The organism is Thalassolituus sp. LLYu03 (genome assembly GCF_050507655.1).
Taxonomy (GTDB): Bacteria; Pseudomonadota; Gammaproteobacteria; order Pseudomonadales; family Oceanobacteraceae; genus Venatoribacter.
The window spans coordinates 464,811-483,646 of sequence record NZ_CP191496.1; the positions used below are offsets into that span (position 1 = coordinate 464,811).

At 58.8% G+C, this 18,836-nt stretch carries 20 protein-coding genes; 10 read left to right on the top strand and 10 right to left on the bottom strand.

From position 1 onward, the window contains the following. Positions 1–52: 52 nt before the first annotated feature. Both ACQUQU_RS02225 and ACQUQU_RS02230 read right to left on the bottom strand, forming a co-directional pair. Entirely contained in the window at positions 53–1,162 is a 1,110-nt protein-coding gene (locus tag ACQUQU_RS02225) for an NAD(P)/FAD-dependent oxidoreductase (RefSeq protein WP_430461618.1), read from the bottom strand. 47 nt (positions 1,163–1,209) lie between these two features. Next, the gene (locus ACQUQU_RS02230; protein WP_430461619.1) at positions 1,210–2,208 is read right to left on the bottom strand and encodes a putative solute-binding protein; all 999 of its coding nucleotides are present in this window, start codon (positions 2,206–2,208) and stop codon (positions 1,210–1,212) included. A gap of 120 nt (positions 2,209–2,328) precedes the next feature. Here ACQUQU_RS02230 and ACQUQU_RS02235 point away from each other — a divergent pair, with 120 nt between their 5' ends. From ACQUQU_RS02235 to ACQUQU_RS02270, 8 genes are all read left to right on the top strand, one after another. Continuing rightward, positions 2,329–2,529: a DUF2788 domain-containing protein gene (locus ACQUQU_RS02235; RefSeq protein ID WP_430461620.1), complete on the top strand. Its 201-nt coding sequence runs from the start codon at positions 2,329–2,331 to the stop codon at positions 2,527–2,529. 104 nt (positions 2,530–2,633) lie between these two features. Further along, entirely contained in the window at positions 2,634–3,134 is a 501-nt protein-coding gene (locus ACQUQU_RS02240; RefSeq protein WP_430461621.1) for a hypothetical protein, read from the top strand. 63 nt (positions 3,135–3,197) lie between these two features. Next, the gene (locus ACQUQU_RS02245; protein WP_430461622.1) at positions 3,198–3,449 is read left to right on the top strand and encodes a DUF4404 family protein; all 252 of its coding nucleotides are present in this window, start codon (positions 3,198–3,200) and stop codon (positions 3,447–3,449) included. Positions 3,450–3,533: 84 nt separating this feature from the next. Next, on the top strand, positions 3,534–3,905 hold the full coding sequence (locus tag ACQUQU_RS02250) for a CBS domain-containing protein (protein WP_430461623.1): 372 nt from the start codon (positions 3,534–3,536) through the stop codon (positions 3,903–3,905). A 182-nt stretch (positions 3,906–4,087) separates the two neighbouring features. Then, entirely contained in the window at positions 4,088–4,780 is a 693-nt protein-coding gene (locus tag ACQUQU_RS02255; RefSeq protein WP_430461624.1) for a helix-turn-helix domain-containing protein, read from the top strand. Positions 4,781–4,860: 80 nt separating this feature from the next. After that, positions 4,861–6,018, top strand: coding sequence for a glycosyltransferase family 4 protein (locus tag ACQUQU_RS02260; RefSeq protein WP_430461625.1), 1,158 nt, complete (start codon positions 4,861–4,863; stop codon positions 6,016–6,018). A gap of 62 nt (positions 6,019–6,080) precedes the next feature. Continuing rightward, positions 6,081–6,386 (top strand): hypothetical protein, encoded by a 306-nt coding sequence (locus ACQUQU_RS02265; RefSeq protein ID WP_430461626.1) that lies wholly within the window; start codon positions 6,081–6,083, stop codon positions 6,384–6,386. Positions 6,387–6,449: 63 nt separating this feature from the next. Next, the gene (locus tag ACQUQU_RS02270; protein ID WP_430461627.1) at positions 6,450–8,648 is read left to right on the top strand and encodes a CHASE2 domain-containing protein; all 2,199 of its coding nucleotides are present in this window, start codon (positions 6,450–6,452) and stop codon (positions 8,646–8,648) included. On the opposite strand, the gene ACQUQU_RS02275 is transcribed toward ACQUQU_RS02270, so the two are convergent. Together ACQUQU_RS02275 and ACQUQU_RS02280 are read right to left on the bottom strand one after the other, a co-directional pair. Continuing rightward, a complete protein-coding gene (locus ACQUQU_RS02275; RefSeq protein WP_430461628.1) occupies positions 8,649–10,367 on the bottom strand; it encodes a FecR family protein in 1,719 nt (572 codons plus the stop codon). Between the two features lie 14 nt (positions 10,368–10,381). After that, positions 10,382–11,689 (bottom strand): tetratricopeptide repeat protein, encoded by a 1,308-nt coding sequence (locus ACQUQU_RS02280; protein WP_430461629.1) that lies wholly within the window; start codon positions 11,687–11,689, stop codon positions 10,382–10,384. A 512-nt stretch (positions 11,690–12,201) separates the two neighbouring features. On the opposite strand from ACQUQU_RS02280, the gene ACQUQU_RS02285 reads away from it, so the two are divergent. Both ACQUQU_RS02285 and ccoM read left to right on the top strand, forming a co-directional pair. After that, a complete protein-coding gene (locus ACQUQU_RS02285) occupies positions 12,202–12,660 on the top strand; it encodes a cyclic nucleotide-binding domain-containing protein (RefSeq protein WP_430461630.1) in 459 nt (152 codons plus the stop codon). Between the two features lie 309 nt (positions 12,661–12,969). Continuing rightward, positions 12,970–13,089: a cytochrome c oxidase subunit CcoM gene (gene ccoM, locus ACQUQU_RS02290; protein WP_430461631.1), complete on the top strand. Its 120-nt coding sequence runs from the start codon at positions 12,970–12,972 to the stop codon at positions 13,087–13,089. A gap of 161 nt (positions 13,090–13,250) precedes the next feature. Here the strand turns inward: ccoM and ACQUQU_RS02295 are convergent, their stop codons facing one another. From ACQUQU_RS02295 to rsfS, 6 genes are read right to left on the bottom strand one after another with little or no spacing between them, the layout of a single operon-like run. Continuing rightward, a complete protein-coding gene (locus ACQUQU_RS02295; RefSeq protein WP_430461632.1) occupies positions 13,251–14,021 on the bottom strand; it encodes a septal ring lytic transglycosylase RlpA family protein in 771 nt (256 codons plus the stop codon). Beyond that, positions 14,018–14,992, bottom strand: coding sequence for a lytic murein transglycosylase B (mltB, locus tag ACQUQU_RS02300; RefSeq protein WP_430461633.1), 975 nt, complete (start codon positions 14,990–14,992; stop codon positions 14,018–14,020). The genes ACQUQU_RS02295 and mltB overlap by 4 nt, the downstream gene beginning before the upstream one ends. A 17-nt stretch (positions 14,993–15,009) precedes the next feature. Beyond that, complete coding sequence (gene rodA / locus ACQUQU_RS02305; protein ID WP_430461634.1) at positions 15,010–16,155, bottom strand: rod shape-determining protein RodA; 1,146 nt, start codon at positions 16,153–16,155, stop codon at positions 15,010–15,012. After that, positions 16,155–18,008, bottom strand: a complete 1,854-nt coding sequence (gene mrdA / locus ACQUQU_RS02310) for a penicillin-binding protein 2 (RefSeq protein ID WP_430461635.1) — start codon at positions 18,006–18,008, stop codon at positions 16,155–16,157. The genes rodA and mrdA overlap by 1 nt, the downstream gene beginning before the upstream one ends. Positions 18,009–18,015: 7 nt before the next feature. Then, the gene (rlmH, locus tag ACQUQU_RS02315) at positions 18,016–18,483 is read right to left on the bottom strand and encodes a 23S rRNA (pseudouridine(1915)-N(3))-methyltransferase RlmH (RefSeq protein ID WP_430461636.1); all 468 of its coding nucleotides are present in this window, start codon (positions 18,481–18,483) and stop codon (positions 18,016–18,018) included. After that, the gene (rsfS, locus tag ACQUQU_RS02320; protein WP_430461637.1) at positions 18,480–18,836 is read right to left on the bottom strand and encodes a ribosome silencing factor; all 357 of its coding nucleotides are present in this window, start codon (positions 18,834–18,836) and stop codon (positions 18,480–18,482) included. Before rsfS ends, rlmH begins: the two co-directional genes overlap by 4 nt.

The window sequence follows — 18,836 nt, forward strand, 5'->3', positions numbered from 1 at the left end:
CCCGCTTGTTGTGCATTTGTGGTGGGCTGGCCGGATCTGTTCACAGGACTTATCAGGCCATCCGTAACAGGCCGGTTACGTGTTCGGCGATGGCCAGTGACGACGTCAGTCCGGGGCTCTCGATGCCAAACAGGTGGACTGCCGGTGCTGGATGGTCTGCAAAGCGGATGTCGAAATCCTGCGTCGCTTCATGGGCAAGATGCAATTTAGGGCGGATGCCGGCGTAGGCGGGGTGCAGTTGTCCGGCGGCCAGCGCCGGAAAGTAACTCTGTATGGCACTGGCAAAGCGCTCGCGCAGTGAGGGATCAACGGAGTAGTCCGCGCCACTGCCTTCCGGCAGATAGTCAGTGTCAGGCCCGAAACGGACTTGTCCGCCCATATCCAGCGTGGCGTGAATGCCAAGTCCGGCCAGATTCTCTTCCGGCAGGGGATAAATCAGGCGTTGAAATGGCGAGTGCCCGCTGTAACTGAAGTAGTGACCGCGGCACAGATGCAAAGGGGGAATGTCGGCGTGCGCAAGTCCGCAGGCGACTGCCACCGACTGCGCACTCAGACCGGCGGCGTTGACCAGAACCGAAGCGCTGATCTCGCAGGCGCCGTCTGTGGTTTCCAGCGCGATACTCCAGCCGCCTTCCCGCGCTTGCGCCGAGGCAAACCGGGTTTGCTTCATCAGCAGGGCGCCCTGCTGCTCCGCCAGAGATGCCAGTGTCTGCAGGTAGGCATGGCTGTCGATGATGCCGGTGGTGGGCGACAGCAGCGCCGCGCCGCCTTTTACTTGGGGCTCGAGCCGGTTGAGCTCGCCCTGATCCAGTGATTGCAGGGGAATGCCCAGCCGTTGGCCTTTCTCCAGCAGCTGGCGGAGTTTCGGATGTCCGGCGTCGGGGGCGACGATGAGTTTGCCGATGGCCCTATGCGGTACCTGATAACGCTCACAGAATGGGTACAGCAAGGCTTTGCCGCGCAGGCACAGGGTTTCTTTTAACGAACCGGGTGGGTAGTAAAGGCCGGCGTGGATGACTTCGCTGTTGCGGCTGCTGGTTTCGCTGCCGAACAGGGCATGACGCTCGACCAGCAGCACACTGGCCTGAGCACTCAGCTGGCGGGCGATGGCCAGCCCAATTACGCCACCGCCGATGATGCATACGTCAAAATCTGCCTGCACACGCGTCTCCTGTGTTTCAGGCGCATTGTAACGGATCGCGCCGCTGATCAGCCTTCCGCCTGCTCGGCACATTCGTGATGGGCGGCATTCGCGCGGCAACGCAGCTTCAGCATCAGCTTCATCATGCGCTTGTCGTACACGCCTTCGTTGGCCAGCTCGATGCGGATCTGGCGCAACATTTCGCGGTAATCGCCGATCATTTTCTCCGGCAGAGCCAGCCAGTACTGATCCGGAATGCCGGCCTCGGCGGTGCGGATGTGCTCCATGGCTTTATCAAAATTACGGAAGGCGTAATCGCGGCTGCTCTGGGCAAAGCCAGCCGGGAAGCGGTCGGCGCGCACGACCAGCTGGAAATTCATCTGCGCCAGACTGAAGTTGTAAATACCGCCCTGACTGCCGAGCCCTTTGTACATCTCAAACGGCTGGTAGGCGATGGCCGGGGCGTAGGCGATATCCACATCACCGTTGTTAAAACGTGGTGCAAAGGTGGCCACGGTAGACGGCACCATGGTGGCGCCAATGTGTTCGACCACTTTCAGCGAGGCCTGATCGTAATCGAGTGTGGCAATGCGACGTCCGGCTGCAGCCTGTACGGAATTGATCGCCTGATCGCGGACAAACACGAACACGGCGCCACCGGGCATGATGCCGGCCACTTCGTAATTGCCTTCGCGCATGTATTTGGCGGCCTGCGGACGCGCCAGCATGGCGATGAGTTCCTGCAGCTGAGCGTAATCGGTGACACCGCCGAGCGCTTCAATGCTGGCGGTAAAGCCGTTGTAGGGGCGGACACGGGTGCCTGTCACGCCCATGGCGTCGCAGTTGCCGGCGTTGAAATCGGCCAGCACCACGGCTTCGCTGGTGTAGGCTTTGAGCTCGAAATTCACTCCCCACTCAAGGGCACTGGTCTGGTAGTCGCGCATGGCATCGAACACGGGGCCTTTGGCGCCCACGGGGTCAAATACACAGAAGGTACGCTCAACCGGAGCGGCAAGGGCCGGCAGAGACAAAAAGGCAGAAGTGAGCAGCAGCCACAATGGACGCATGGTGAATTCCTCTTATCGTTATTATGGGCGTATCGGGCGTGGTCATCATAACCGGGGTGGCGCGGCTGTGCAGCCCTGAGTACCATACGCCCACTTTTTATCAGGCAGGCAGTTCACTTCATGAATGCAGAAGTTTTTGAAACCTGGGCACTGAACATCGGCATCACGGTGCTGATCGGCTTTATGCTGTTCATCATTTACGATCTGGGCAAACGCTCAAACGCCGGTAAATTCGGTATGTTTGTGCTGTTTTTCGCCCTGGGTCTGGGCATGCTGGGCTTTATTGTAAAAACGGTACTGGTGGAGTTTCTCGACTTCTGATCGGTCACCGGATGGACACTCAGGACGAGTAAAGTCGCGGTTGACGGGGTCTTTGACTATACATGGATGACGGGTTCCGGACGGAACCGTAACAAGGAGTGGTTATGAGTACATCCACCGCCTGGTCGCTGCAGGATATGCAGCCGGCCAGCTCGGCCGTTTTACGCCGTGGCAGCGAACACGCCTTTGTCGTGAATATGCCCGACAATCCGCGCGAGCAGGGGATTGTCGGTTTTACTCCGCAACTGTCCGAACTCATCGACGATGCCTGGCCCATTCTCTGGCACCTTCTCGACCGTCAGGGCCTGTCCCGCAGCCTGCCGGTGTATCTGTTTTATGTGAATCCCCGCGAACGCATTGAAGACAACGCCACCCGTCTGCTGGCACTGATGACCAGCCTCAGCGGTAAGCAAGCCGTGTGCGTGCCTCTGTCGACCAGTCATGCCGCGATACTGCACAGTCTGCGCATGGTGCTGCCTGAACTGCGAAAGTTGCGCCTTTCCGGTACGCACTGGCTGTACATCGGCGACAGCGCAAACCGCCGGCCACTGGAAGCGATGGCGCGGGATTGCCGTATGCCTTTCGCTTTTCATGCACTCTATTGATCTGGATTAGCGCCGCCCCCCCGGCTGTTGTTAGACTGAACACTCTGACAAAGGAAGGACGTTATGTCGCAGAATCAACTGAAAGAGCAGCTGCAGTCGCTGCACGAAGCACTGAAACAATCCCCGGCACTCGACGATGAAGCACAGGCGCTGCTGCAGCAGATTGCCGTCGATATCGGCGATCTCGAAGTGGGCAGCCCTAACGACCTGAGCGAGCGTGTTCAGGAACAGGCGGTACGCTTCGAACAGGAGCACCCGACACTGTCCGAGATTTTGCGGGAGATTGTTGATACGCTGGGTCGCATCGGCGTCTGAATCGACAACAGGAGGTCTGCTATGCGCCACATGCCGACGTTGGCCGAGATAATGACGGCCTTTCCCGTACATGCGGCGGAGAGCATGCCTCTGCCCGAAGCCGCCGAGCTGATGCGGCATCACAACTGCCACCATCTGCCGGTCATGGACGGGCATTCAGTGGTCGGTCTGCTGACCACTGAAGATCTGCGTCTGGCACAGCAACCGGGTCAGTCGCTGACCGAGCTGGCCGATCTCACCGTCGGTGATATGTGCCGCCGCCAACTGAAGCAGGTTGATCTGCATACCCGCCTCGACGTGGTGTTGCTGGGCATGGCTGAACAGGGCATTAACGCGGTGCTGGTGATGCGGCACGACAAGCTGGCCGGTATTCTCACCAGTCAGGATGCCTGCCGGGGCTTCGCCCGCTGGCTGCAGAAAGAATATCTGCCCTCGGATGATCCCGGAGTGGCCTGAGCGCTGCACCAAAACGGCGCTTAATGAGAATTCCATTGTTAACAAATGGCGCATGAATTGCGCCATTTGTCGTATATAGCCACTGAACTTCCCTCGAAAAATCCGTAAGTCCGCGAATTCTGTGCATTTTTCAGACATGGTACGGTCTTTGCGAAGGCGTCTGTACTCAGGAGGAACAGCCTATGTACAAAATCGCCGATATGCAGGATTACCGTCAGCCAGTTGCTACCGTTATGCCGGGTGCCTGGCTCCACAGCGTTACCGAAATTCTGGAAAGCCGTTATCACGACGAAGAAAGCATTCAGCAGCTGCTGATGCTGGTCGCCGAGCAGACGGGTCTGGCCAACGTATCCATCGCTCTGCCCGATTCACCGAGCCGCTTCAAGGCGCAGTACTGCTCGACCGGCGTCAGCAATGGTGTCTACAGCTTTGCGGTTCAGCACGCCCTGTGCCGTCAGTTTGAGTCCCGCGAGTGGCTGGTGATCAAAGAGGGCAGCGAGCGTCCTGAACGCTTTGAGCCGTATGGCGACAGCCTGAGCAAGGCGGATCGTTGCCTGCTGGTTCCTCTGCTGCTGCGTCAGTCTGTTCTGGCGGTGATGGTGATGGATCTGCGTGGTTCGCGTTCCGGCGAGCTGGATCTGACCCTGGTCAGTTTCTTCGCAGCCCAGATTGCGCACCTGCTGGCCACTCAGGTGGTACCGAACTTCAAAACCCTGTACGCACGTCCTTACCAGCGTGTGCAGGCGGATGAACTGGGCGACATCAACGCGGCGATCGAAAAGTGCAGTGGCAACAAGACCATGGCAGCGAAGGTGCTGGGTCTGACCCCACGCCAGTTGCGCTACCGTCTGTCGAAACTCACCGGCGAGTGCTGAGAGCGCCGGCGCTGTTCTTCATAAAATTGTCATAGGCTGAGCGGCACACTGGCGTTTGTTTTTCCAGAGTGACGCCGCCCATGACACCCATCCGACTCGCGATTGTTACCGAGACCTATGTCCCGGACGTCAATGGCGTTGCCAACTCTCTGCGTCAGCTGCTGCGTGCACTGGACCCGGAACAGTACCGCATCCAGATTATCCGTACCCGTCCCCGCGCTGAGTGGGTGCCGGAGCATGAAGAAGTCTGGTGTCACGGACTGACCATTCCCATGTATCCCGACCTGCAACTGGGCTTACCGGCCCGGCGCAAAATCCGCCGCGTGTGGGATTCTTTCCAGCCGGATGCGGTGTACATCGCCACCGAAGGCCCGCTGGGTGTATCCGCCCTGAACGAAGCCAGACGGCGCGGTCTGCCGGTCATCAGCGCGTTCCACACCAATTTTCACCGCTACAGTGGCTACTACGGTCTGGGCTGGATCAAAACCCTGACCCTGAGCTGGCTGCGCCGCTTTCACAACCGCACGGCCGTCACGCTTGTACCGTCGGCAGACATTGCCACCGACCTCAGGGCCGAGGGCTTCACGCCGGTGGAGGTGCTGAGTCACGGCGTCGATTGCCGCCTGTTTCATCCGCGCCGGCGCTCCGGCACGCTGCGCCAGAGCTGGCAGGTGGAGAATGAACCTGTGCTGCTGTACGTCGGACGAATCGCCGCTGAGAAAAATATACCGCTGGCCATCCGCACCTGGCAGGCGCTGCGCGCCGACCGCCCGGACCTGAAGCTGGTGATGGTAGGCGACGGTCCGCTACGCGCGGAACTGAGCCGTGAATACCCCGACATCCTGTTTGCCGGTGTACAGACCGGCGAGCGTCTGGCGCAGTATTTTGCCTCGGCGGATGCGTTTGTTTTCCCCAGTCTGACGGAAACCTTTGGTCTGGTGACACTGGAAGCCATGGCCAGTGGTTTACCTGTGGTGGCCTTCGATATGGCTGCGGCTGCACTGCATGTGTGCCCCGGCAAAAACGGTGAACTGGCACAGGGCACGGACGACGAAGAATTCATCCGCGCTGCGGCCCGCCTGATGCAACTGGATCTGGCGCAGGCCGGTGAAAATGCCCGCACAGAAGCCGAAATGGCCAGCTGGGACAGCATAGCTGCGCGCTTTGACCAGCTGGTGCATCAGCAACTGAACGATTCGCCGGCAGCACTGACACAATCCTTTCAGACTCTGGTATGAGCATTGCTACATGAGAATTCCAAACTACTGAGTAGCCACTCATTCTAACCGGAGACGAGTGTATGGAATTCAACCGCCACAACATTGCCCTGCTGCAGAAGATTAAACGTCTGGCTAAGGACGAACAGGGGTGTGTGATTCATTTCGATTCGCCGACCCTCGAGCATGAGTTACGTCTACTGGTTCAGAGCGGTGTGTCGCTGGAGTTGCTGGCCATGATCGAAGAGTTTCTGCCCAGTCAGGAGCCGCCGGCCGCCGAGATGGAAGGACCACGCGTCTACCGTGGCAGCCATGTGCTGATGGACGACGCCGACCGCGTACCCCGCCGTGCACAGCGTATTTACCGCGGCCAGGTGGTCATGGTCTGACCCTGCGACAGACGATCTGACCTGTGCTAGTGTGCCCGGACACGGACGATAACCGGGACCACCATGCACCTCACTGGCAAACGCCTGCTGTCCGCACTGGGCGTCATCATCACTTTCTCAGTTCTGCTGTTCAGTCTGCGACCGGAGGGATCGGGTCAATGGCTGCAACGTCTTGATTACCTGCTCTACGACTGGCGCTTCAACACGGCCCTGAATATCCGCCCGCAAGCACCCGGCGAACAGCCGGTGGTGATCGTTGATATCGACGAACGTTCGTTGGCGGCGGAAGGCCGCTGGCCCTGGAGCCGTCACAAGCTCGCCGATCTGGTCACAACATTGGGGCAGTACGGCGTGGTGGTGGTGGCCTTCGACGTGGTGTTCTCTGAGCCGGAACGTAACCCGGTGGACGATATCCGCCGCCGCCTGTCACTGGATGGCGAAGTGTGGAAAGTGCCCGAAGGCTGGCGCCGTCAGGTGGATGCCGATGCGCATTTTGCACAGGAACTGCCCGCCACCGATGTGGTGCTGGGTTTCTTTTTTATCGACGACGACGTGCAGGTCGGCGAGCTTCCGGCTCCGGTCTATCCGCTGAACAGTGACGAACAGAAGCGTCTGCTCGCCATCAGCAAGCCGGGTTACGCCGCCAATCTGCCCATTCTGCAGGACGCCGCCGCCGGTGGCGGTTTTGTTACCACCTTCGCCGATGCGGATGGCGCCATCCGCCGCGCGCCGCTGCTGATCCGGCACGGCGATGAACTGTACCCGTCACTGGCGCTGGCCACGCTGATGACCTTTCTGTTTGACCCACAGCTGGCACTCGAAACCGCCGCCGTCGGTTCGGTGGAAGCCATGCGCGCCATCGAAGTCGCAGACCTGCGCGCGCGCACCGATGCAGAAGGCCGGGTGATCGTGCCTTACCGTGGTGGGCGGCGGACGTTTCCCTATCTCTCTGCTACGGATGTTCTGACCGGCAATCTGGATGTCGACGCGCTTGAGGGCGCCGTGGTGTTTGTCGGTACCTCCGCGCTGGGTCTGGCTGACCTGCGGGCCACCCCGGTGGGCACTCAGTACCCTGGGGTTGAGGTTCACGCCAATATTCTCGATGCCATGCTGAATGGCGGATTTCCGTATCGCCCGGAATGGGAAGCAGGGGCCACCGCCGCCTTACTGCTGTTGCTGGGCGCTCTGCTGTCGTTCTGGTTACCGCGTCTGGGGCCGGTGACCGCCATTCTGGTGAGCGGGGTGGCGGCGCTGGCGGTGGTGACCGGTAATCTGTGGTTGTGGATGGTGTTGGGCCTCGATCTGCCGATGGCCGCGCTGCTGTTGTTGCTGGCGTCCCTGACCATGCTCAATCTGGGCTGGGGCTTTGTCAGCGAAAGCCGTTCGCGTCTGGTGCTGAAGGGCATGTTCAACCAGTACGTGCCACCGGCCCATATTGAACGCATGTTGTCGGACCCGGCCGCCTATCAGTTCAGCGGTGAAAGTAAGGAAATGACTGTGCTGTTCAGCGATATCCGCAGCTTCACCAACATTTCCGAAGGGCTGTCGGCCAATGATCTGAAATCCCTGCTGAACAGCTATTTCACCCCCATTACCAAAGTGATTTTTGATAACGACGGCACCATCGATAAATACGTGGGGGATATGGTGATGGCCTTCTGGGGGGCGCCGCTGGACGACCCCAGACACGCGCACCATGCGGTGAAAACCGCGCTGACCATGCAGCAGGTAACGCATGAGCTGGCGGAGGAATTCAGCCGCCGCGGCTGGCCGGCCATTGAGATCGGTGTGGGCGTCAACACCGGCGTGATGAACGTCGGTGACATGGGGTCATCTTACCGCCGTGCCTATACCGTGCTGGGCGATGCGGTGAACTTAGGATCGCGCTTGGAAAGCATTACCAAGTTTTACGGTGCCCGCATTCTGGTGAGCGAAACGACTTATGGTCAGGCACCGGATTTTCTCTACCGGTTCATTGACCGCATTCAGGTGAAGGGTAAAAACGAGCCCGTCAGCGTGTTTGAACCTCTGGTACTCAAAACAGAGGCCGCCCCTGAGCTGCTGGCCGAGCTGGAAGCCTATGAGGCGGTGCTGGCAGCTTACCGCCAGCAGCAATGGCAGGACGCGTTGGAGGGATTAGACGCCCTGAATCAGCAGCACCCGCGCAAACTCTATCAGGTGTACACCGACCGGATTCAGACGCTCAAAACACAGGCGCTGCCGGAAGACTGGGACGGCGTCTTCCGGCATACCGAGAAGTAACTACTGCGCCAGTACCTCACGACCGCCCTGTGGCCAGGCCACTAAACCGTTCGCGGTCAGGATGGCGCCGGATACGGCGTCTTCCACCGTCTGGAAGTGGAACGAGCCGACAAACGCATCCGCATTCGGGGCAATCAGAACGCCCTGCATCTGGCTGGCGGTCAGGTCGAGCGCCGTAGATCCTTCGGTCATGGCGTCGATGTAGCTGCCGTCCAGCAGATTGATGCTGACCTGAGCTGTGTTATTGCCGCCCGAACGGATGGAGCCATCAAAATTGGCGTACCAGAATCCGTCGGAAATGTAGTTATCAGGCGTTCCCACGCCATATTCGGCGTTGATGTAGCCGTTGCTGATCGCGCCGGTGGCGAAATCGAGCGTAAAGCTGCCGTCGGAGTACATCAGGCTCTGGCCGTTACCATCCAGCCCTATCCCCTGATTGCCGGTAAATGAAACCGTGCCGGTCAGAGCCAATAATGCAGACTCCCGCACCGGGTCGGTGATCACCCAATAGAGTGTGCTTTCAAGCGGCGTGCTGGTCAGACTGTCATCGTCCAGATACTGATCCACCGGCGTTTCTGCGGAGCCGTTCCAGATACCCCATTCCACACCAGCGATGCCATCCGGCGCAGTAATAACAGCGGCGGTATCGGCAAAGCGGAAGCGGGTAATGTCGATGCCATCGTTATCATCCACAGAAACAAACACCGGGGTACCGCTGTCGTCGCGGAAGATACCGGCCTCAACGGTTTCACCGTTGGCCAGAAACGCACCAATTTCAGAACTTTGCAGGAAGGCCGTGTATTCGTCGGCACTCAGGCGCACATCCGGTGACACCAGCGTCGGGCCATCAGTGCCGCCATTGCCACCGTCTCCGCCAGAACCACCGTCACCCGGATCGGTACCGCCGTCGTCTGGTGTCACAATGCCCAGCTCTTCGAGTGCTTCGCGGGTATTACCGTCGTTGTCCTGATCCATCGGGTTTGGCAGTTCAACCGTGGTTGAGCCGCTGTCGTTATCGCTCAGGCGGTTGCCGGAGCCTGAGTCGTCACTGAAGTCGTCTGTGCCGCTATCGTCGCTGCCAGTCTCGTCGCCGCTGGCGCCGCCCGGGCCGTTGTCGAGTTCATCGGGAGAGGTGATGGAACCCTGAAAGCCGTCGCTGCCGACCGTTCCGAAAGCGTAATCGGCGCCCATGCCCAGGTCGTACTGACCGTCCGGCGTGAACAGGGTGATGCCACCTTTCCACACGCCGGCGACCAGCTTGCCGTCGCGCAGTAAGGCGCTGTACAGCGTGCCACGGATACCGATCGAGGCCACTGGCGTATCGACCTTGTAGGCACTTTTATCGCCTTTGCCTATGGTGCCGGTCAGGGTGCGGAAGCCGCCTTCAACCAGTTCCATCAGCACTTCGCCGTTCGCGTTGCCGTCGGCTTTGCGGTAGGAGTGAATGCTGAGCTGGCTGTTGGCCTGCAACGCCAGCAGGCCATTGTCGATAAAGCGGATCTGAACCCGGCTGTCGTCGCCGGTGGTGATGGTGTCGGTGCTGAACACCGGGTCACGGCGTTTCAGCGTGCGCAGCTGACCGTCGTCCGAACGGGCCTGCGCCGTGCCTTTTACCATAATGATCTGCCCGGCCATGTCTGCGGCCAGCACGTTCAGGCTGAGCAGCAGTGTGATCGTCAGAGTGAGCAGCCATTTCCCTTTTTTTATTATCAATTCCATTGCAGCCTCCTCGCTCAGAATGACAGGGTGATCCCTGCCTCTGAGAGTGTTCTGTCGTATTCGTAAAGTTCGATATTGCTCTGATAGCCGATGTAGCTGACCTGAGCGTACAGCGTCAGCCACGACTGCAGGGTGCGTCCGTAACCGAACGAAATCTGAGTCATCTGCTCATCGCGGGTCTGGCCTGCAGCAAAAGCGTTTTCGTCGGGAAATTCCGCCTGAAACTGATAGTCGCGGACCATCAGGTTGCAGTAGAGGCTGCTGGTCAGATCCAGCAGGTACTGGCCGTTGAGGTTCAGTCCCAGCGTATCGCGAGCCTGATAATCGGCTCTGGCCGCCGAATCGGTTGCGACCACAAGGGCCGCCTGCAGCGAATACGACGGCGTGCCGTAGCCTGCACCGAACTGGAATTCCGCCTGCATCAGGTCGAGTTCGTTATTCAGCGCATTGTCCTGTGAACGGAGGGTCAGCGCCGATTTCAGCTGCCAGTTGCCGAGCGGATAGCGCCAGTCGGTGAGCAGACTGGTTTCCCGCTGCAGCAACTGATCGCCAAGCCAGTACCAGTTGGCCTTCAGGCCGCTGTGGATGTTGTGCCCGTTGCGGATAAAACGGATACCGGCACCAGCAAACAGATTGTCGAGGTCGTAGAGGTCATCGGCGGCGTTGTCTTTGCGACTGCCGCCCACCTGTACGTCCCAGGCGCTGCGCATATTGAGTGGGCTTACATACGAGGTCTGGCCGCGCAGCTGATAGTAGCCGCTGGCTTTTTCGCGTGAGTCGGCGTCCAGCCGTGCCTGTGCGACGCCGTTGTAGATATCAATCTGCTCAACGTCGGTGGCGCTGTTGTAGTTGGTGTCGTAGCCGCCACTGCCGGTCACATACCCGGACCAGACCGGTTTGATCATCTGCTTCTGTTCGTTAATTTTTTCCAGAAAACTGTCGATGGTGGCAACCACGTTGGCCGGTGGCTGGGTGTCTTTCACCAGCAGGAACTGTTCTTCCGCGGCTTCCGGATTACCCACCTGATAGTAGGCACGGGCAAGTTCCAGGCGATAGCGGGGAATGGCAGGAAATTCGCTGACCAGACGTTCAAACGGGAATACGGCTTCGTTGTAGCGCCCGGACTGAGCCGCGGCGTAGCCGTAGTGAAAATCGAAGGCCGGTTCACCTTCAAAATTCGCCAGATGGATCTGCGCCAGTTGGTAGGCGCCGTCGTACTGGTGGCCGGCAATGAGACTGGCCAGCTGCTGGTTGACGTCTGCCAGTGTTTGCCCGGCATTCGCTGTGTTGTCTTCGTCGGTCACTGGCGCTGTAACCGGCATCGCGGTTTCTGCAACAACCGGGCTTATCCCGGCGGCAGGGCTTTCCAGAGCCGGGGCGTTAGGCGGCTCAGAGGCACTTGCCATCTCACTGGCCGGACGCTCGCTGGCGGCGTCAGAGGCGGTTTCGTTTTGCGCATCGACCGTCTGCTTTTCGCTCGCGCCAGACCCGGTTTCGGCAACGTCTGGAGCGGTTTCAACCGTGTCTGAATTTGCGGTTTCGGCGGGCGGATTTGCGCTTGTACTTGTGTCTGTCGCAACGGCCGTCGCGACGTCGGTTGTCCCTGTGTTCTGCTCCTCGGCCACTGTCAGCGGTGTCGCTGTTAACAGGCATATCAGGGTCAGAGTAGGGGGAGATAATTTGGCAGGAATCACTGGGTAGGTCCTTTACTCAACGTGGTTTCAGCGTATCTGCTTAACAACGCAGCTTTGTCCTTCAGCTTATAAGACTACGGGCACTGCCACCAGACCTAACTAAGCTTTACACAGTACTTTCTGCTAACAGGAAACCCCCTATGAAGAAAGCGGCCGGACTATCGCGCGGTCAGGTGATGCTGGTGTTGGGCAAGATACCGTTTTTCCGTTCGTTTTCGCCGGACGAGCGGGAGCGTCTGGCTGATGAGTCGGACGGTTTCCGTATCGCGGCGGCCGGTGAATACGTGATGCGGGCCGGACAGTCGGAGCGTTCGTTTTACATTCTGCTCTCGGGTGGGCTGCAGGTCAGTGGCGGAACTCAGGGCACAGTACTGGCACTCAGCCCGGGCGAGGTGGTGGGGGAAATCGGCTTTCTTTCGGGTCAGGCCAGAACCCGCGATGTACGGGCCACTGAAGCCTCGATTCTGCTCTGCATTGATCAGGACTTAATGGCCCGCATGAAGGCCGAGGTGCGCGAGAAAATCAAAGATCAGCTGATTCTGCGTCTGCTCGAGCGTCTGTTGCCGGCGAAATCGGCCAGTGAAGCGCAGGCGCGCTGAGGAAGCGTCCGTGTGGCTCCGTTGCCGGGCCGGTGATCAGCGTTTGGCATCAACGCCTGCAAAGGTCAGCAAGCTTCGCACCAGTCATGAATATAACCATCCGGTAATTTGACCTGCATCAAACGCCGCATCGCTCTTAAATAACCCTTATTTTTATATTGATATGAGTCAATTCCCGTCGCTGGGGCATTGCTACAGTGAACTCATCAACAGCGCGCAGCCTTACGACAAAGGCTGAGCCAGCCAACTAAGAGACGCGGATACGTCAGGTCTGAACGCCGGCAGCCGCAGAGATGAGAGGTGATTGCTATGTTTATGGACGAAGTGGTTTTTTCTGGTCTGCTGATCGTTGCCCTGACCTGCATTTTCTTCGGTGGCGTGTACGTTGCCGTGAAAAAAGACATTCAGAAACACGGTTCCGGCGAGTAAACCGGCGGAACGTGCGTCCCGGCCTTAACAGGACCGGGAGGCTCGGGCCAAAGGTCTGAGCTGCGGGCTTCGGCCCTTCCTGTTTTCTGCGCTGAGTACCTTGCCTCTGGGCCTGACGATTGTCATGGCCCTTTTTTATTTCTGAAGGCTAAAAATTCTGATTAAAGCTGATGGGCTGCCAGCAGCAGCGGATTGGCAATGTTGATGGCTTTCAGGCGCTCCAGTACTGCATTCAGATCGTCGCCTTCCGGTACCGGACCGATGCGCACTTTGTGCAGCGGTTTGGCACCTTCCTGAGTATTGATACTGACCGGCCAGTTCAGCGGCACCAACCCTTGCTGCAGCTGGGATTGCAGGCGTTTGGCGGCATTGATATCCGACAGCGCACTGACCTGAATCCAGCGCACCGGCTCACTGGCCGGAGGTTGCACGACTTCCACTTCCACTTTGGCCGTGCCCTGGCGGTTGATGCCGAGTTTGACCGCCGCAGCGTAGGACAGATCAATGATGCGCCCTTCATGGAACGGACCGCGGTCGTTCACCCGCACAATCACAGATTCTCCGTTATCCACGCGGGTGACTTTTACATAGCTGGGTAATGGCAGTGTTTTATGGGCGGCGGTGAACTGATACACGTCGTAAACCTCGCCGTTGGCGGTGCGGTGGCCGTGAAATTTCATGCCGTACCAGGAGGCGATCCCCTGCTCGCGGTAGCCGTCGGCGCTGGGCAGTACCTGATATTCCTTGCCCCACACGCGATAGCTGGCCGGATTACCCATGGCACTTTTCGGTTCGGCTTTGGGCACAGGCTCGGGCAGGTTATGCAGATCGGGAACGGGTTCCGGGGTGAAGTCCTGCGCATGCTGATAGCGGGAGGTGGCACAACCGCTGACAATCAGCACGCCGATCAGAAGACCGGCGCGCGCTTTCACTTCAGCGCCTCACTCAGCTGGTACACCGCCATGGCGTACATGCGGCTGTGGTTGTAGCGGGTGATGACGTAGAAGTTGTGTTCGCCCAGCCAGAATTCGGCGCCGTGCTTACCCTGCAGACGGATCAGGTTGGCCGGTTTTTCGTCGCTGACTTTTTCGGTGGGCTCAATGCCCAGCGCTTTCAGTTCTGACACGGTCCAGTTTGGCTTCAGATTGTCGTTCACAATCTGCTCGTATTTATCGCCGCTGACGTGCACACGCTGAGTCACGGCTTCGCCGTTTTTCCAGCCGTGCTTGCTGAAGTAATTGGCGACGCTGAAAATCGCATCCGCCGGATTGGCCCACAGATCACGACGGCCATCGCCATCAGCGTCGACCGCGAAATTCAGGAAACTGGTCGGAATAAACTGACCGTAACCCATGGCACCCGCGTAAGAACCCTTAATGGTTGCCGGGTTAATCTGCTCGGCTTCGGCCAGTGCAAAGAAAGCTTTCAGTTCACGCCAGAAAAGTGGACGGTCTGGGTAATCGAACGCCAGCGTGGCCAGCGAATCGAGCACGCGGTAGTTGCCCTGACGGGTACCGTAAAAGGTTTCCACACCAATGATGGCGGCGATGATTTCTTTTTTAACGCCGTATTTTTCTTCCGCTTCGCGCAGCAGGGCGGCATGTTCCTTCATAAAGGCTTTGCCGGCATTGATGCGTTTGCTGGTCAGGAAAATGTCCTGATACTCGTCCCACTCTTTGACCTTTTCGGCCGGGCGGGCGATCGCTGCCAGCACAGAGTCGAGTTTCTCGGCCTGGGCCAGCCACTGGCGGATGTCGTCGGCGGGGATTTTGTATTCCGCCGCGGCTTCGGCGATGAATTCGTTCACACGGGGGTGCTGATCGTAGTTCGCAGCGGCGGGTAACGCAGATGACAATAAAATCCCGCTGCCGAAAACCATCAGTGTCTTGCGTAATGCTCGCATTATTCTTCCTGAGGTTTTTATTTCTGCCGGTGGGTCGCCATCGACATCAGAACACCGAAGGCGGTGAGCAGACTGACCACCGACGTTCCACCATAACTCACTAACGGTAAGGGTACGCCTACGACTGGCAAGATACCACTCACCATGCCGATGTTCACGAACACATAAATAAAAAATGTGACGGCGATACTGCCAGACAGCAAACGGCCGAATAAAGTTTCGCAGCGGGTCGACAGGTACAGGCAGCGCATGATGATCAGCGTATAAATGGTCAGCAATCCGAGCACGCCGATCAGGCCCATTTCTTCGGCCAGTACGGCAATAATAAAATCGGTGTGACTCTCCGGCAGAAACTCCAGTTGTGACTGCGTACCCAGCAGATACCCCTTGCCTTCAATACCGCCGGAACCGATCGCGGTTTTTGACTGAATAATGTTCCAGCCGGACCCCAGCGGGTCGCTTTCCGGATTCAGAAACGTCAGCACCCTTTGCTTCTGATAATCGCGCATCACGAAGAACCACATGGCCGGCGCACAGGCGGCAACGGCGGCGGCGCCGGACAGAATCAGTGCCCACGACATGCCGGCGAAAAACAGCACCAGCACGCCCGACGCACAGATCAGAATGGAGGTGCCAAGATCGGGTTGTTTCAGAATGAGCACGGTGGGAATGCCGATAATGATCAGGGCCTTCAGCAGGACGGTAAATTTCGGCGGCACCGGATGCATGGACATGTACCAGGCGACGGTCAGCGGCAGCGCCAGTTTCACCAGTTCAGACGGCTGAAAGCGCGGCAGGCCGGGCAGGGCCAGCCAGCGTTGCGCACCTTTCGCGCCGACGCCCATCACAAGAACGCCCAGTAGCGCAATGACGCCCACGGCGTACGCCCAAGGGGCAATGGTGCGGTAAAAACGCGGCGGTAACTGGGCGACGAAGGTCATCACCGACAGGCCAATGCCAAAGTGAATCGCCTGACGCTTCACCATGGTCATGTCCTGACCGCTGCCGCTGTAAAGAATCATCAGCCCGCAACCGGCGAGCAGAAGAATCAGCAGGGTCAGGGTTAAATCCAGGTGCATGCGCGCGAACAGCGCCTGACTGGTCTGGCCGAAGCCGTGATGCTGGTGGCCGCCCATGGTGCGGCTGAAATCGGTACCGGCCATCAGCCTTCGGCGCCTCCCAGATATTCGTTGATGATGCTCTGGGCAATCGGGCCCGCGGTACGGCCGGCGGATTCACCGTTTTCAATGACCACGGCAATGGCAATTTCCGGTTTATCGACGGGCGCAAAGGCAATAAAGAGTGCGTGGTCGCGCAAACGTTCGCGCAGGGATTCGGAATCGTATTCTTCGTCCTGCTTGATGCCGACCACCTGCGCCGTACCGGTTTTACTGGCCATCGGATACAGCATTTTGCTGGCCATGCGGTGGGCCGTGCCGTGCGGGTCAGCGATTACCTTGGCCATGGCGCTGCTCATGCGGTCCCAGTCGCGGGCGTTCTTCAGTTCGATATCGGGGATTTCACCGTGCTGAATATCGTCAATCTGATCGTTGTGGGCGTAAATCAGGCGCGGCACTTTCCATTGGCCATGGTTGGCCAGCACTGCGGTGGCGGTGGCCAGCTGCAGTGGTGTTACCAGCATATAGCCCTGACCGATACCCAGGTTGACGGTGTCGCCGGCGTACCAGAATGCCCCTTTGCGCTTTTTCTTCCAGTCGCGGTCCGGCAGCAGACCGGGCAGGGCGTTAATGACGTCGAGGGTCATGTCACGGCCAAAGCCAAACTGAGCGAGAAAGGGGCTGATGCTGTCGATACCGGCGCGCACCGCCATTTCATAGAAATAGGTATCGCACGATTCCATCACCGCCCGTTCCATGTTCACCACGCCGTGGCCGGTGCGTTTCCAGTCGCGGTACAGACGTTCATCGTTATCGAGCTGGAACCAGCCCTGATCGTTGATGCTCTCCGACCAGTTGGTCGTGCCGGCATCCAGCGTGGCCAGGCCGATAAACGGTTTCAGGGTCGACGCCGGCGGGTACTGGCCGCGGATGGTGCGGTCAAACAGCGGCAGGTCAGGGTTGTCGCGCAGGGAGGAATAGTCCTTGTGCGAAATACCGGTCACGAACAGGTTGGGATCAAAGCTCGGGTTGCTGTACAGACTGAGGATGCCGCCGGTGGCGACTTCGATGGCCACCAGAGCGCCGCGCATGCCTTTCATTTCTTTCTGCGCCAGCTGCTGCAGGCGGCTGTCGAGGTGCAGCGTGATGTCGGAGCCCGGCACCGGATTCTGTTGTTCCAGCACCTGAATGATACGGCCCCGGGCGTTGGTTTCGACTTTCTGATAGCCGACTTCGCCGTGCAGGTCGTCTTCGTATCTGAGTTCTACGCCCAGTTTGCCCATGTACTGGGTTGCACTGTAGCGGCGTTTATTTTCCGGGTCGGCGTCGAGCTGGGACTGTTCTTTCTGGTTGATGCGGCCGACGTAGCCGAGCACGTGGGCAAAGGATTCACCGAGTGGGTAATGGCGCACCAGCTGGGCTTCCACATCTACGCCCGGCAGGTAGTAGCGGTTGACCATGACCTTGGCGATTTCGTCTTCACTCAGGCGATGACGCAGCACCACAGGTTCGAATGGGCGACGGCGCAGGGTTTTGCGTTTGTCGAACTGCTCGCGGTCGCGCTCGCTGATGCCGACCAGATCATCCAGAAAGCGGATGGTCTGTTCCATGTCGTTCACCCGTTCGGGCACCAGCACAAGGCTGTAGGAGGGGACGTTTTCGGCCAGCAGAACGCCGTTGCGGTCGTAAATAAGTCCGCGGTTCGGCGCCACCGGACGCAGCTGAATGCGGTTGTTTTCCGACAGGTCTTTGTATTTTTCGTGCAGGGTTATCTGCAGATAACCCAGACGCCAGATCAGCACGCTGGTCAGCGCCAGAATGAAAACCGCTAAGGTAATCGCACGGGAGCGGAATAACCGGGTTTCATACGCCTTGTCCCTGAACGAATGCTCCCACATACCCGGCTCACTTGTGGTAGGGATGGCCCTGCAGAATCGTCCATGCGCGGTACAGCTGTTCGGCCAGCAGTACGCGCACCAGAGGATGCGGCAGAGTAAGGGCAGATAACGACCAGCGCTGTTTGGCCAGCGCCAGTACATCCGGCGTCATACCGTCTGGACCGCCGACCAGCAGAGCAACATCGCCGCCCTGCATACGCCAGCCTTCCAGTTCCTGCGCCAGTTTTTCAGTCGACCAGTTGCCACCTTTAACGTCCAGCGCGACCACATGATCGGTGGGACGAATGGCTTTGCGCAGAGCGTCCGCTTCCTGCTGCATGGCTTTTTCTTTGCTGGTGTTTTTCGCGCGGTGACCCGGCGGAATTTCCACCAGTTCAATCGCGCAGTCGGCAGGCAGGCGTTTGGCGTATTCCCCAAACCCCTGCTCTACCCAGGACGGCATTTTATGGCCTACCGCCAGCAGGCGCAGCTTCATTCCTGAGCTGTTCCCTGATTACCGCTGGCTGTTGGTTCGCCCCAGAGACGTTCGAGGTCATAGAAGTGGCGGGCCTGATCGGTCATGACGTGTACAACCACGTCAAACAGGTCGATCAGAACCCAGTCGGAAGCCGCACGGCCTTCGGTGCCACTGGCACGCAGTCCGGCTGCTTTGGCTTTTTCTTCCACATTGCCGGCAACAGCAGACACGTGGCGGTTGGATGTACCGGTGGCAATAACCATCCAGTCGGTGACTGAGGTACGTCCGCGTACATCGAGAACGGTGATGTTTTGCGCCTTCATATCATCGAGGGCATCGATCACCAGAGATTTGATTTCGTCTGCTTGCAT